The sequence below is a fragment of the Pseudoalteromonas sp. BZB3 genome, assembly GCF_040104455.1.
Classification (GTDB): Bacteria; Pseudomonadota; Gammaproteobacteria; order Enterobacterales; family Alteromonadaceae; genus Pseudoalteromonas.
This window is the reverse complement of the sequence record NZ_JBECOS010000001.1, coordinates 95,461-109,786: the sequence shown is the minus strand read 5'-3', so window position 1 is coordinate 109,786 and position 14,326 is coordinate 95,461. Positions and strand designations below refer to the sequence as shown.

Annotated in this window: 15 protein-coding genes; 7 read left to right on the top strand and 8 right to left on the bottom strand. The window is 41.8% G+C overall.

The features are described from left to right. The first annotated feature begins 171 nt into the window (after nucleotides 1–171). Genes ABMY35_RS00490 through ABMY35_RS00470 form a run of 5 tightly spaced genes read left to right on the top strand, consistent with a single transcriptional unit; the run spans nucleotide 172 to nucleotide 4,335 of the window. Nucleotides 172–912, top strand: a complete 741-nt coding sequence (locus tag ABMY35_RS00490) for a DUF2982 domain-containing protein (RefSeq protein ID WP_349284561.1) — start codon at nucleotides 172–174, stop codon at nucleotides 910–912. Beyond that, a complete protein-coding gene (locus tag ABMY35_RS00485) occupies nucleotides 909–1,241 on the top strand; it encodes a hypothetical protein (protein WP_349284560.1) in 333 nt (110 codons plus the stop codon). Before ABMY35_RS00490 ends, ABMY35_RS00485 begins: the two co-directional genes overlap by 4 nt. A 17-nt stretch (nucleotides 1,242–1,258) precedes the next feature. After that, nucleotides 1,259–2,956, top strand: coding sequence for a DUF1566 domain-containing protein (locus tag ABMY35_RS00480; protein WP_349284559.1), 1,698 nt, complete (start codon nucleotides 1,259–1,261; stop codon nucleotides 2,954–2,956). Continuing rightward, nucleotides 2,946–3,503, top strand: coding sequence for a DUF1566 domain-containing protein (locus ABMY35_RS00475; protein WP_349284558.1), 558 nt, complete (start codon nucleotides 2,946–2,948; stop codon nucleotides 3,501–3,503). Before ABMY35_RS00480 ends, ABMY35_RS00475 begins: the two co-directional genes overlap by 11 nt. A 58-nt stretch (nucleotides 3,504–3,561) precedes the next feature. Next, nucleotides 3,562–4,335: a YggN family protein gene (locus tag ABMY35_RS00470; protein WP_349284557.1), complete on the top strand. Its 774-nt coding sequence runs from the start codon at nucleotides 3,562–3,564 to the stop codon at nucleotides 4,333–4,335. A gap of 29 nt (nucleotides 4,336–4,364) precedes the next feature. Here ABMY35_RS00470 and ABMY35_RS00465 read toward each other — a convergent pair whose 3' ends face one another. From ABMY35_RS00465 to zapB, 7 genes are all read right to left on the bottom strand, one after another. Beyond that, entirely contained in the window at nucleotides 4,365–5,201 is an 837-nt protein-coding gene (locus tag ABMY35_RS00465) for an amidohydrolase family protein (RefSeq protein WP_349284556.1), read from the bottom strand. Beyond that, nucleotides 5,198–5,926: an SDR family oxidoreductase gene (locus ABMY35_RS00460; RefSeq protein WP_349284555.1), complete on the bottom strand. Its 729-nt coding sequence runs from the start codon at nucleotides 5,924–5,926 to the stop codon at nucleotides 5,198–5,200. Before ABMY35_RS00460 ends, ABMY35_RS00465 begins: the two co-directional genes overlap by 4 nt. A 21-nt stretch (nucleotides 5,927–5,947) precedes the next feature. Beyond that, nucleotides 5,948–6,436, bottom strand: coding sequence for a peptidylprolyl isomerase (locus ABMY35_RS00455; RefSeq protein WP_349284554.1), 489 nt, complete (start codon nucleotides 6,434–6,436; stop codon nucleotides 5,948–5,950). Between the two features lie 62 nt (nucleotides 6,437–6,498). Beyond that, a complete protein-coding gene (locus ABMY35_RS00450; RefSeq protein WP_349284553.1) occupies nucleotides 6,499–7,980 on the bottom strand; it encodes a LysM peptidoglycan-binding domain-containing protein in 1,482 nt (493 codons plus the stop codon). Nucleotides 7,981–7,999: 19 nt separating this feature from the next. Next, nucleotides 8,000–8,962: a hypothetical protein gene (locus ABMY35_RS00445; RefSeq protein WP_349284552.1), complete on the bottom strand. Its 963-nt coding sequence runs from the start codon at nucleotides 8,960–8,962 to the stop codon at nucleotides 8,000–8,002. A gap of 74 nt (nucleotides 8,963–9,036) precedes the next feature. Further along, nucleotides 9,037–9,309, bottom strand: a complete 273-nt coding sequence (locus ABMY35_RS00440) for a cell division protein ZapA (protein ID WP_349284551.1) — start codon at nucleotides 9,307–9,309, stop codon at nucleotides 9,037–9,039. After that, nucleotides 9,309–9,539 (bottom strand): cell division protein ZapB, encoded by a 231-nt coding sequence (gene zapB / locus ABMY35_RS00435; RefSeq protein ID WP_058028813.1) that lies wholly within the window; start codon nucleotides 9,537–9,539, stop codon nucleotides 9,309–9,311. The genes ABMY35_RS00440 and zapB overlap by 1 nt, the downstream gene beginning before the upstream one ends. 283 nt (nucleotides 9,540–9,822) lie before the next feature. On the opposite strand from zapB, the gene rlmJ reads away from it, so the two are divergent. After that, the gene (rlmJ, locus tag ABMY35_RS00430; protein WP_349284550.1) at nucleotides 9,823–10,659 is read left to right on the top strand and encodes a 23S rRNA (adenine(2030)-N(6))-methyltransferase RlmJ; all 837 of its coding nucleotides are present in this window, start codon (nucleotides 9,823–9,825) and stop codon (nucleotides 10,657–10,659) included. 122 nt (nucleotides 10,660–10,781) lie between these two features. Here the strand turns inward: rlmJ and ABMY35_RS00425 are convergent, their stop codons facing one another. Further along, nucleotides 10,782–11,945 carry a DcaP family trimeric outer membrane transporter gene (locus ABMY35_RS00425; protein ID WP_138479787.1) on the bottom strand — a complete coding sequence of 388 codons (1,164 nt, stop codon included), beginning with the start codon at nucleotides 11,943–11,945 and terminating at the stop codon, nucleotides 10,782–10,784. 391 nt (nucleotides 11,946–12,336) lie between these two features. Between ABMY35_RS00425 and acs the strand changes: the two genes are divergently transcribed. Further along, entirely contained in the window at nucleotides 12,337–14,277 is a 1,941-nt protein-coding gene (acs, locus tag ABMY35_RS00420) for an acetate--CoA ligase (protein ID WP_349284549.1), read from the top strand. Nucleotides 14,278–14,326: the final 49 nt, after the last annotated feature.

Below are 14,326 nucleotides of genomic sequence, written 5' to 3'. Positions count from 1 at the left end.
TCGTATTAATTTGTGTGTTGAACGAAAATTAAATCTTAGTTATGTGCTTGTACCGATTATGTTTTATGGATGTAAAGATGAAACCAGATAAAAAGTGTCCACGATGTGAGAAAATTAGAAAACTTGTTGTTTGGACAGTTTTGATGTTCATCTTTTATTTTGGTTTCTACAATGGCTGAATCAACGAAACATGTTTTTTTAAGGGCTTCTGCAAACCGATTTAGTATCGAGTTTATGCTCGTAGGTGGTGTTGCCATCGCCATTGTTATGCTGTTTGTGACGCTCAGAGCAGCGCCCATTACTATTATCGAAATCGTATTTGTGGCTACCGCGATTATGGCGGTGATTTTAGGCTTTTTGAAAAGCCGGGAGCCTTTCTATAGTTTCCAATTGGATCATAGAAAAATTACCTACTATCATAAAGTTGGTGAGTGGAGTATCGATATATCTAATCTTTCATTTATTGGAGTTCCTGTAGCAACTGATGGCTTTGAACAAGCAGAATTAAATGCTGTTGGGATAAAGCTCAAAGATGAAGCAAGCTTCTTAAACGACTTACACCCTCGATTAGCGTGCAAATTATTAATTGAACAGCGGCATATTTTTTTACAAGCTGTTAAAATGCATTGCAAATCCGGCTCCTGCCCATCAAAATGGCTTGTTGAACCAAGTGAGTTCCAAGCGGGCTCGGGTCAAACTTATACCGGTTTAATCGCCATGTTCGCAAATCGGATGCAACATTTACACACGTTGACAGGTTATCATTTGCTGTTACCTGCAAATGTGTTAGACAGGGATATATGGGATTTTTCAAACCTATTGAACCACTGGAAATTAAATCCAGAAATGGTGGTCCAAGAATTGCTAGTAAAACAGGCCACCGTTGCAAGAAGTAACAGGAACGATTCATGAGTATAGAAAGGGCCTTTATTAAAAGTGGTCGAAATACCATTATTCATAAAGAAAAGAAGCTCGACCTAGTAATTGTAAATGGTGAGGCACACCCAAAAATTAAAGTAACAGCGAATGGTCTTATGCCATTTAAAGAAGAACTGCCAAGAAACCGACGCGAAGGTAAAGAGCGTTATTTAGAAGTTGTTCAAGTCGCAAGTGCCGATGTTTTTGGGGAAGTAAAACGTTTGTTGTTTATCCAAGCGCTTGATGGCCGCGAATACAAAGTCGATTATAGTAAGGTCGGTACAAAATTATTTGTGCGTATACATCAAGATAGCTATCTCTAATTGTATTAGGAGCGTCTATGTTGCGTCGAGCATCTCTAAGTGTTATAGCGAGTTTTTTACTTTTAGGATGTGGCGGTGGAGGCTCCGACTCCAATGATACCGTTGAAAATGCCAGTGTTAACGCTGGCAGTGATTTTAGTGTTGAAGAAAAAGCTGAGTTTACACTTTCAGCCATAGGCTCACCTGCTGGCGGTACATATACTTGGCAAGTGATGGAAGGTCCCTCTATGGAAGGGTTTCCGCAAGAAGGTAAAGACCTAAAACTCGCTGCGCCAGATGTAAAAACAGACACCTCGGCGACCTTAAAAGTTGAGTACCTAGCACCAAGTGGTGTATTAGTTTCTGACACGGTGACGATTGCGATAGGTTCTAGAAACCAGTTACCGATTCCTCATATAAAAAAAACCTTACCTGATAGAGATGAGCTGCAATATAAAGATGAAATTACATTAAGTGCGGACGAGTCTAAAGACCCTGATGAGAACGGAAAAATCATTGAGTATTTGTGGGAGCAAGTCAGTGGCCCTGAACTGACTTTTGAACGCAATGATCAAATAACCTTAAAATTCATTCACCCATTGTTATCTGCGAATGACACTGCAAGGTTTAAGCTGACTCTAACAGATGACGAAGGCGGCCAAAGTAGCACTGAGTTCTCGTTGACCTTGTATAAAAATGCGCAAGTGGTTTTTGCTGATGCGGGTGAAGATATAAAAGTCATTGAGTTTGATAAAGTTGAGTTGAATGCCACAGCGAGTTTGTCCTCATCGGGAGAATACACATGTTTGTGGGAGCAGTTAGAACGACCAAAAACTCAGCTTGAAGATTTAATTACAGATCCAACGTTATGCCAAACAACATTTACCGCGCCTGATGTTGATATCGCTTCATTGTTAAAATTTCAAGTTACTGTTTCAGAACCAGGTGGTTTTACTGATAAAGATACTATGGAAGTCAGTGTGCAAAGGCGGGCTGTCGGTGAGAATTTAAATGACAGTGGTCAACAACGCTGTTTTGACAGTGAAACGGTTATAGACTGTGAAAGTGATGTTTTCCCGAGGCAAGATGCCGAGCTTGGCCGAGATAGCTTTGTGCAGAATGAGGGAAAAACAGGTGCTGGCCTTGCATCTTTCGATTTTACTAAGCTAGATGAGAATGCAAGACCTATTATCGATAGTTCCACCAGTAGTTTTAGCTGTGTTAAAGACAACAACACAGGGCTGATTTGGGAGGTAAAACAGCCAAATATTGCGACTCCTCCAAATACACCACTTCGCGATACACGAAATACCTATACCTGGTTTTTAACGAATTACCCGAACGGTACGCGAGGGACGAATGTATCAACATGCCCTAGTAATACCTATTGTGATACACAACAGTATATTGATGATGTAAACGCGACAAACTATTGTGGAGGTCGAAACTGGCGCTTGCCGACTTTCACTGAGCTGATGGGCATCTTTAATTATGGTGAGGTATCAGGGAGCTCTTATGTGTTAGATCCTAATTACTTTCCTGCTGTAGCTAACCCGCAATGGAATAGCAACAGCTTTTACTGGACTTCACAGGTAAGTATTGAAGGTGCAACTAATAATTCAAACCTAATTGAAGCGTATGCTTTTGATATGCTGACAGGTGAAACGGTTGAATTAGAACAGTCTACCAAGGCTTATATCCGACTTGTCAGAGAGGTGTCGAATAATGGTAACTAAACACACTTTTTTACTGCCGGTCTTACTCATGAGCATAAGTGCTTCGGCCCAAGTATGTATTAGCGAAGCAACCAATCCGGTTGGCTTTATTGAGCCTGGTGATCGTTTTGAAATTGATGAGGCTGAAGGTGTTGTATTAGATAGAAGCACTGGCCTCATGTGGCAACAATGCGAAGTTGGGCTTAATTATAATGCTGATAATAAAACCTGTATTGGCAGTACACAGAAACTTACTTGGCAACAAGCACTATTAGAGGCTAATGATAATAGTCATGCAGGCTTCACAGACTGGCATGTACCTAACATTAAAGAGCTTGCGAGTATTATTGATCACAGTTGTGCATCGCCTGCGTTGCCGCAACTTGATCTAGGCGTATTTCTTTTTAGTAACGAATTAATCAGTGGCGAAGAGGGAGATTACTGGTCTAGCACGACGGTGACGCTTGAGCCTCAATATGCCTGGACGTTCCAAGTTTCTGACGGCAAGAACAGGTATCTCAAAAAAACGCAGACTGGTCGATTAAGACTGGTACGTTACGCAAAATAGATTTAGCTTCAAGAGAGAATTTGCTAATCTGTGCGCCTTAATTTGACGGGGCTTTATTTTGCGACACTTGTTTAAATCACTGTTACTAACAACGCTGTTTACTGGCTCAGTTTGGGCCAGTGATAAATGTGATGTTGAGCTAGATCATGGCTTGATCATCACTGATTCAGTGATCCGCATCGTCGATAAAGGTCAAACCCGCGTGCAAATCAATAACGACGAACAGTTACTCATTAAAGGCTACTATATTCAACTCAGTGATGAAGAAACCAAGGTCTTGAAAGAATACGCACTGGGCATACGCGATACGGTTCCAGAGCTTGTGAGTCTTGCTACAGATGGTGTCAACCTGGGTTTAAGTGCCATTGAACAAATTGTCGAAGGCATGTCAGACAAGGAGCCGGAAGTATTAAAGACTCAGTTGCAATATGTCGAACGTGCGCTGATGGACAAGTTCAAACGCGGAGATGACTTCTTTTTTATTGCGCCTCAGTCACTGTCTAAAATTGACGACTTCTTTACTCAAGAGATCAGTCAAAAGATCCATTCTGCAATTCATGGCTCACTAGGCTCAATTCTAGTGTCACTCGGTGATGCCTTTAAATCTCGCGAAGGTAATATTGAAGATCGCATTACAGACATGGGTCAGCGTATGGAGATCATCTCCAAAGAAATCGATAAATCTCTAAAAAAGAAAGCGGAACAGCTTGAAGATAAAGCAGAAGAATACTGTGAGTGCTTAAACTCACTAGATGAAACTGAAGCGCGCTTACAAGCCATTGTGCCAAGTTTAAAGGCCTATGACTTAGTTAGGATCAGAGCGTCAAAATAAACTGCCAACAAAGGGTAGCTTGATTTTAGTTAGCCGAAATAAAATCGCTCAGCATTCGTAAAGCTGAGTTTGTGCCAAGTGGTATAGTCATCCACGAGTTGTCTGTAACCTTGCCACACTTTTAAATAATCCTCTCGCATTAAACAAACGGGATAGTTAGAAGCAAACATCACTCTATCTTCGCCAAAGTATTCTAATAAGAGATTTAATTTTGCCTTTGGGCATAAAGCATCAGCGCAGTGTTCCTGACCAGAAAACTTAATAAAGATGTTATTTGTATCTCTTAATAATGAGAGTGCGCTTGTGTAATCATGCAGGTTATCAATAAAGCCAGCGTGATTAATAACAATCTTAAAATTAGGATGCAGTGTGGCACTTTTGAGCAATGCTTTTACTGCATCAAGATGGCAAAGCTCAAATTGCGCTTCAAAGACTAAGCCGTGTTCAGCGAGCGTGTTCAAGTTTGTTTTGGTGTTATCAGACAATAACCTAAGATAATCTTGGCCTTCGGTAATATCACGAATACCAATAAAGTTAGGTGCTGATAGTAACTCAGTTAACTGTTGTTGAAAGATGTCAGATTCACTGTCTATTTGAATGTAGCTGATGGCTTTAAAAGGGACGTGTTCAGGCGTACTACTCGCAAGCCATGCAAGCTCAGCACTTGGCTTGGCATTATTAAACCCTGCCTCTATGTGCACAAAGCTATGTACTGCAAATTTAGTATTGGCTAAATCGGCATAATGGTGGTTTTGCTTAATTTTATCTAGATTCGGCCAGTTTGGACCAGAGCCTTGAGTGAGCCAATGATATTGACCCAAACTTAAGTCAAAAAAGTGTAAGTGTGGATCAATTATCTGCATCATTGTGCTGTATAGCCCCCATCGATGCTTTGTAGGCTGCCTGTGATAAAGCTAGCATCATCAGACAGTAAAAATGCGGTGAGTGCAGCAACTTCATGAGCTTGGCCTAATCGACCTAATGGCTGTAGTTGCGCTTCTTCAGCCACGATTTGAGCTTTGTTAGCACCGCTCTTTTCACAGTACTTATCAATGGCATGGTGGAACAGCGGCGTTTCTATGGTGCCTGGGCACACGGCATTAGCGCGAATGTTAAACTTAGCGTAATCAAGCGCCGTGGTTTTTGCCATTGAAGCCAATGACGACTTAGTAAGGTTATACGCAAACGAGTTCGGTTTACCTATGATGGCTTGGTCGGATGCCATTAACACAATCGCGCCATTATTTTGTGCTTTCATGCTTGGTAAAACAGCTTGAATGGCTGCGTAAGCGCCTTTTACATTCAAGTTAAATAATGCGTCTAACGTGGCTTCATCGGTATCTTCAATGGTGGCACTTAAATGCTTACCAGCATTAGAGACTAGGGCGTCAACACGACCTGTTTGCGAAATAATTTCAGCAATGCACTGTTTTACTGTAGCGACACAACTGACATCACACTCTACGAAACTGCCAACCTCAGAAGGGGCAATATCGAGATTATAGACTTGGTAGTTTTCTGATAGCAGCTTTTCAACAACGGCGAGGCCGATGCCAAAGCTGCCACCTGTTACGATGGCAACTTTATTCATAATAAGTTATTCAATCTAAAATTAGTGACCGCAACCACCTTCACCGTGAACATGACCGTGAGATAACTCTTCAGCCGTCGCTTCACGTACAGATACCACTTCAACATCAAATGCCAGTGTTTTACCTGCAAAAGGGTGGTTTAAATCACAGTCTGCGTTAAAACGGCCAACTTTTACAATGCTTACTTGATGGCGACCTTGATTTGATTCAACAATGGCACTCATGCCCGGCTTCCATACTTTGTTGTTGCCAAGTCCCTGTAAGTGTTTAATAGGAATACGCTGAATTAAACCTTCTTGATACTCTCCGTAGCTGTCTTTTGGCTCAAGTGTCACACTGAATTTGTCGCCTGCGGCTTTGCCTTCAAGCGCTGCTTCTAGACCTGGTAGCATGCCTTCAGTACCGTGAAGGTAAGTTAATGGCTCAGCATTTGTGCTTGTTTCAATTTGCTCACCTGCTTCACTTAACGTGTAGTGAAACTCAACAGCCGTATCTTTAGTAATTTGCATGTTTTTCTCTCTTATCTCAGTTTGGCGCACATTTTACGTGAGCAAAGCATTTAGTGCGAGTGTTAAGGAGAAGTATTCGGCTTTACGAGTTGCTCTAGCTCAGAAAGAAATTTTTTCGGTTCAGACTTTTTAGGTGTTTGTGCAGGTCTGGGTAAATGCAGTAATAGCTTTTTACCAGGTTTTAGCAAGCTAGTGCTTTTTAGGTTATTCCATGTCAGTAAATCTTTTACGGGTACATTGAATTTTTTGCTGATCTCCCAAAGAGAGTCGCCATTTTGAATGATGTATTCATGCTCCATGGTTAACACTGGCTGTTTTTCTTCTTGGGCCAGATAAGGGCTTACTTGATATTCAAGCATTAAGTTGTCGAGTGGTTGTGCTTTTTTTATTTTTAGTACTTCACCCACTTTTAAAAGACTCGTTTGCTTATTATTGAGTGCCATTAGTGTATTGACCGAGGTATTGAAGCGACGTGCTAAACCATAAAAGGTGTCATTTTTAACCACGGTATAAGTTTGGCTAAAGTAGTTTTGAAAAAAGTCACTTTGCCACAATTGTTTTTCGGTCAGGGGTAACAATACTTTATGAGGACCTTCTGGGGCACTTTGGTGTTGCAGGTAGCCGGGGTTTAGCTGGTGGAGTTGTTTTTTACTAACCCCTGTGAGTGAGGCAAGTACTGAAAAATCAAAACGCTGAGCAAAGTCGACTTCACTGGTTAAAGCATAGTTAGGCAGCTTAGGCACCTTGAAATTTGGGTGCTTGGCCTGAAGCAAATAGCTTAAGGCGAGTAGTTTAGGTACGTAATCGGCGGTCTCAGAAGGGAGTTTGAGCTGCCAGAAATAGCCATGCTTGCCTTGCTTTTTACTTTTTCGAATCGCTTTTTTTACTCGGCCCTCTCCGGTGTTATAGGCTGCGAGCGCATGTAACCAATCATCGTTAAAGCGTTGGTATAGATAAACTAAATAATCAAGGGCGGCATCGGTTGAAGCTAACACGTCTTGTCTGCCGTCGTACCACTCATCGGTTGTTACACCAAAGTGATAGGCGGTGCTATCCATTAGCTGCCAAATACCCACAGCACTTTGACTAGAGTGCACCTTAGGACGAAAGTCACTCTCAACAAAAGGCAGTAACACCATATCCATGGGTAAGCCTTTTTGCTTTATCTTTTCGGCAATGTGAAACAGATAAGGTTTTGCACGCTTATTCACTTTTAACAAGTAATCGGGCTGTTTCAAATACCAGTCAATGCGTTTTTGCAAGCGAGGTGTCGGCACTATGTCAAAGGCTAAACTGGCAATTATTTCTTGCCAAAGATCGTCGTAAACAATAGGTCTAACTTCAGGTGTAATACTGGAGTGTATGTCTTCTTGTGTTTTTTTATCTGCTAGATAGGGCTTATATTCAGGTGTAGTCTGATTGAATAGCGCCGCAATTTCATGAGGTTCAGCTGGGGCGTTTTGATGAGGTGTAGAGGTACTTTGGCATGCTGTTAGTACTAGCAACCCAATACACAATAAAATGCGTCTTAAATGTATACTCATACCCATGCTCCCTGACCAATTATAGCACTGTCCCTTGCTTTTGCATTTTTTGCGCCTGTTTGTTTTTAGCCAGCTCATACATTAATCTTAACCGAGTTTGTGTGAGCTCATCCGTTTTGTACATTGCCAGCAATGCTTCTGGCATCACCATCGAGTCGCTGTTGATTGCGGCCTCTAAGAAGGAAATTGGTTTTTGTAACGCTTTGAGTTTATATGGCTTACCTTGTGCTGGTAGTAACCAAGTCACTTTTTCAGAGTTTCGTAGTTTTTTGATTGTTGCTAGCCAAGCCTCTAAATCACTGTTCTGCACATAGGGAATAGGGTTCGTGGTTAAGCCTGCAAATAATCCCAGATTATGATGACTTAATATACTTAGGTTACCTTGTGTTGCCCCTTCGATTTCTTCTACGACAATAGAGTGCTCACCTAAATCTAGAGTCACTTGAGCAGCCTTTATTAAAGTAGGAGAGGAAAATTGTCTACTTTGCCACTTCTCAATACGCGCCTTAGCTTTATTTAGCCGTTGCTGCATCTGAACATTAGAGTGTGTTTCTAATCGAGATTGACTGAGTTGTAGACTTTTTTCGAATCGAGAGAGTTTATCTTTTAAGGCGCTTTGGTATTCATTGAAATACTGTGAAACATGACTCGGTGCATGCCATGTCGCATCAGGAAATTCATTCGCTAGTAGCATCATCCCTAAGATTTGTTCTTCATCACTACTGGTGCTAAATAAATGGCAAATAGGTTGGGGAATGCGTTTTTTTACTTCGCTTGCAAAATCTTCTAGTGCGCTAAAGTCTCCATGTGCATCAATAATAGCAGCGCACCTTTGACCGACTAAAATAGCCTGATTACTTGTGAGGTAGCGGGCGTCAGACGGAGGGGCTATCAAAAAAGTCTTGTCATCGACCTTTAGCCATTGTGTTGCAGAAGCTGAAATTGAGATAAAAATAAAAAGTAGGGCGAATAAAAATCGCATAATCAAATAGAACATTACTGTGCAATTCAAAGTTGCACGTAATTTAACCGATTATGCGAATTGATGAAAGATAATTACTCTTCGCTGCTAGTTAGATGAGAAGAAAGTTTTGTGATTAAGTTTTCTTGCGCAGTTTTCTGTGCTTGTAAATCATGACACAGATGCAGCGCGGCCATAAGTAATGCGTTGTGTTCAGTGCGTATAGAACTGCGCTGCTTCATTTCTTCTACTGTGCTATTAAGCAAGGCTGCAGCATCGAGGAGCGCGGCTTCTTGCCCCTCAGTGCAGGCAAATTGATGTGTTTTGCCAAGCAGGCTCACTTCAACTTGATTGGTTTTTTGCGACATTAGCTAGCCTGAGTTGCACTCTGTAGCTTGCTCAAGAGGCCAGATAAAGTTTGGCTTGTCTCTTTTTGCTTTTCTTCGCTTTCAAGAACTTCTAGCTGTAGAGTTTCGTTTTCATCAACTAGTTTTTCATTTTGAGCTTTAAGCTCTGAAAGTTCGTTATTTAAACGATTGTTTTGGTTGATCAGTTCATCAATCAATTGTTCGAGTTTTGGGAGAGTTTCGTTGTTCATAAAGGCGCTCTATTGACTGTTATGTATGGTACAAATGTAAAACAAACTGACTAAGGATGCTAGCAAATACCTAGCTTTGCGGTGCATTTTGTCATTATTTAGTCATATTTAGGGAAATTCAGCTCGAATACATGTAATAAACACTATTTTTAAATGTTTGGCTGCTCGATATTTATTATTTCTCAGGTCTGTGTCGTTTATATCTGAGGGGAATTAGGCGATAATGCAAGTTGTTATCTTTAAACCTGAGAGAGCTTTCAGGTAAACACTTTTAGGCGCAATTATGCTGAGTTATCGACATTCATTTCATGCGGGCAACCCTGCTGACATCATCAAACATCTTGTTCTGGCACAAGTGCTGGAGTATATGACTAAAAAAGACAAATCGTTTGATTACATTGATACGCATTCTGGTGCTGGTTTTTTTGAATTAGCAGGCGCCGATTCGCAAAAGACACAAGAGTATCTAGATGGCATCGGTAAGCTTTGGCACTATCAAGGGCAAAATCAAGCAATTCTAGATTTTGTCGAACTGGTTAGAGGTATGAACGAAGCGTCATTAGCGTTTTATCCCGGTTCTCCAAAAGTGGCAGAGCAGTTTTTACGTCGCCAAGACAAAGGCTGGTTCTTTGAATTGCACCCACAAGATCTAACTTTACTCGAGAAAAATACTCAGCATAAAAAATCTTTGCGTGTAAAAGGCGAAGATGGTTTTAAAGGCTTACAAGGTTTAGTGCCGCCAGCTTCAAGAAGAGCTTGTGTATTAATGGATCCGCCTTATGAAATTAAAACCGACTATCAGCATGCCGTTAAGATGATAATTAAGGCGCATAAAAAATTTAGCTCTGGCACCTATATGATTTGGTATCCGGTTGTAGATAGAGAGCGCATTGATTTAATGGAGCAAACCTTAAAAGAATCTGGCGTTAGAAACATTCAATTATTTGAGCTGGCAACCAGTGCCGATACTGATGTTCATGGAATGACGGCCTCAGGCATGATGGTTATCAACCCGCCTTGGACATTAAAAAAGACCATGGATGAAGTGTTACCTGAACTGGTTGATTTATTGTCTGATGAAAATGGCTTTTTCAGAAGTGAGCAGCTAGTAAAAGAGTAATTTGTGTTTTCGATGTAAAAAGAAAAAGTAAAAAAATAAAGCGGCATAATGCCGCTAAAAAACTTAGCCCATAGTTTGCTAGCTTTCCTATTTAGAAAGCTAGCTATGGACAAGTTGGGAGTTTAGAACACGTATTTCACAGACATTTGAATACGGTTTAAATCACCATCTACACCACTTTCAGTTTCACGAGTACCCACTTTATATTCAGCACCAAAAGTCAGCTTTTTCACTGGAGAGTAAAGTAAGTTAGCGCTGTAGCTCATGCTTGATTTAGTTGGGTTATAGCCCGCACCAAGTACATCAGTTACATTATCCGCTTCGAAGAATGAATATAAGAAAGTTGAGCGGAATTTGTCATTCCAGTGATGCTGATAAGCAACAAAACCTGATGTTGAGTCTATAGTATGCAGGTTAGAGCCGTCATATACCGCGCCATTTGCAACGTTTAGACCCACATAACGGCCAAGGCCAGCACCTTGAGTTAGCATAAACTTCAGGTTATTTTTACCAAAGTTCACACGACCAGATGCACTCACACCGAATGATGTTTCGCTTTCATCAGCCGCGCCAATTTTGTAAGTGAGCTGGCGTGCAAGCGCTGTAAGTACAAAGTTACCCCAATCCGCTTTGTGTGTGTAACGCGCTGTGAAATCAGGCATAGATGCATCATCTGTTACAACTCGGCCAGAATCAGCAGTGGTGACTGTGCTTTCTGGGTTTTCTACTGAGAATGAGAAGTTACCGCTCGTATATTTCGCCATTGCTTGACGAACGAACACTGTACCTTCGGCTGGACCTACGAAGTCAAGTGTTTCAGGTAGTGCACCGACGTTTTGGAAGTTTGACCAAGCTTGACCAAATAACCAGCCTTTGTAGGTAACAAATGCTTGACGAATACGCGGAGAGTAAGAGTTACTCACACGCTCATTACCACCCGTTGAGGCAATAAAGTCTAGTTCGATTTTCGTTTTAATGGTGCTGCCATCTTCAAGTTTGGTGGCTGTGCCAAAGTTAAAACGAGATTGACGGGCATGCATGTCAAATACCGCATCTTCACTGCTAGAAGCAGATACTGGAGTTGTGCCCGGTACATAGAAGTCACGGCCAATGTGTTGTGCGCCTAAGGTACCGTCAGAAAAGTCACTCCAGATAGCGTCGAGCTTAACGTAACCGCCATAGCTTACTTTGGTGTCTTCGATGGTACCTGCTAGAGCGGGTAGGCTTAGAGCGCTTGATACTGCTAGTGCTGTAAGGGTTTTAATTGCTACACTTTTAGTTGTCATAGTTGATGTTCCTTAAAGCTACGTTGTAAATTGCAACGACGCTGTCATGAATAAGAGTTCATACCCACTGTTGTTGATGGTCGCTTTTTGCTCAATTAGCCTTTGGTCTATACGACTAAGGTGGAGTAATAAACAAACAGTTTACAGACCATTAATAATTCGTGGCAGTATTTCGTCTATAAAAATAGTGGTTAATCGTATTTTACGCTGTATTTTTCATTTATTTAATATAGGGTTGTACTGTTTGGTTCTATTTTAGGCACTTTATTGCAAAAAATGATCTGTGTTTGTTTTTTAACCTTTATACAACTAAGGTCTAATTCTTAAACTGCAACGCCTGAGTGATCCTTGACGAAAGCCCAAGGGCAAGTAAATTAATATGGAGATGACTATGTCACAAAGCATTTATCCGGTTCCTGAAGCTATCAAGAACAATGCATTAGTTAATAACGACCAGTATGAAACTTTATATCAACAGTCTATCGACAATCCTGAAGCATTTTGGGCTGAACACGGTAAACGCCTTGATTGGTCAACCCCTTATACAAAAGTTAAAAACACCTCTTTCGATAAAGGTCACATCAGCATTAATTGGTATGAAGATGGTGAGCTAAACGCTTCTTATAACTGTATCGACCGACACCTTAAAGATAAAGCCGATAAAGTTGCGCTTATTTGGGAAGGCGACAGCCCAGAGCATAGCGAAAATATTACGTTCCAACAGCTTCATGACGAAGTGGCAAAACTTGCCAACGGTCTTAAGAAGCTAGGTGTTGAAAAAGGCGATCGTGTTGCGATTTATATGCCGATGACGCCATTTGCAATTTATGCAATGCAAGCTTGTGCACGTATTGGTGCTATCCATTCAGTGGTATTCGGTGGTTTCTCACCATCAGCAATCGCAGATCGTATTAAAGATTCTGGCGCAAAAATAGTGATTACTTCTGATGAAGGCCGCCGCGGTGGTAACACAGTTCCGCTTAAAGCCAATGTTGACGAAGCGGTTTCTCAAGACGGTGTGACTACTGTTGAGCATGTTGTTGTGCATCAACTAACGGGTGGTGAAGTTGATTGGCAAGGTCATGATGTATGGTGGCACGAGTTAACGGCTGATGTACCAGCTGAATGTGAACCAACGCCAATGAATGCTGAAGACCCATTATTCATTCTTTATACCTCAGGTTCGACTGGCACGCCTAAAGGTGTCGTACATACAACTGGTGGTTACCTAGTTTATTCATCAATGACCCATGAATATGTGTTCGACATTAAAAGGGACGATATTTACTGGTGTACAGCCGATGTGGGTTGGATCACAGGCCACAGCTACATGGCATACGGCCCACTAGCTAATGGTTGTACTCAGGTTGTATTCGAAGGTGTACCAACTTACCCAAGCGCAGGTCGTATTGGTGAGGTGGTTGATAAGCACAATGTAACCATTCTTTATACTGCTCCAACGGCTATTCGTGCACTAATGGCGAAAGGTGATGAGCCAACCGCAAGTTCAAAGCGTGATTCACTGCGTATCATGGGTTCAGTAGGTGAGCCAATCAACCCTGAAGCATGGACTTGGTACCACGAGCGCATTGGTAACAGTAAATGCCCAATCGTAGACACTTGGTGGCAAACTGAAACGGGTGGCATCATGATCACGCCACTGCCAGGTGCGACAGACATGAAACCAGGATCGGCAACACGTCCATTCTTTGGTATTGCTCCAGCTCTATTTGATGCTGCAGGTGAAACACTACAAGGCGCAACAGAAGGTAACCTAGTTATTCTTGATAGCTGGCCGTCACAAGCGCGTACAGTGTATGGCGACCATGAGCGTTTTGAGCAAACTTACTTCTCAGCTTACCCAGGCGTTTACTTCACAGGTGACGGTTGTCGTCGTGATGAAGATGGCTATTACTGGATCACAGGTCGTGTAGATGACGTGCTAAACGTATCAGGCCACCGCCTAGGTACTGCTGAAATTGAAAGTGCCTTAGTTGCGCACGAAGCAGTTGCAGAAGCAGCTGTGGTTGGTTACCCGCATGACATCAAAGGCCAAGGTATTTATGTGTATGTGACACCGAATGAAGGTGTGCAGCTAAGTGATGAGCTAACTAAAGAAGTGCGTAACTGGGTACGTAAAGAGCTAAGCCCAATTGCTTCTCCAGATATGATCCAATGGTCTCCGGGTCTACCTAAGACACGCTCTGGTAAGATTATGCGCCGTATTTTACGTAAGATCGCCGCGAATGAGCACCAACAGCTAGGTGATACGTCGACACTGGCCGATCCTACTGTAGTAGATGAATTAATAGAAAATCGTTTAAATCGTTAATAGAACGCTAAAAACTTGAATTTCATTAAATTCTAATCGTACTATATCG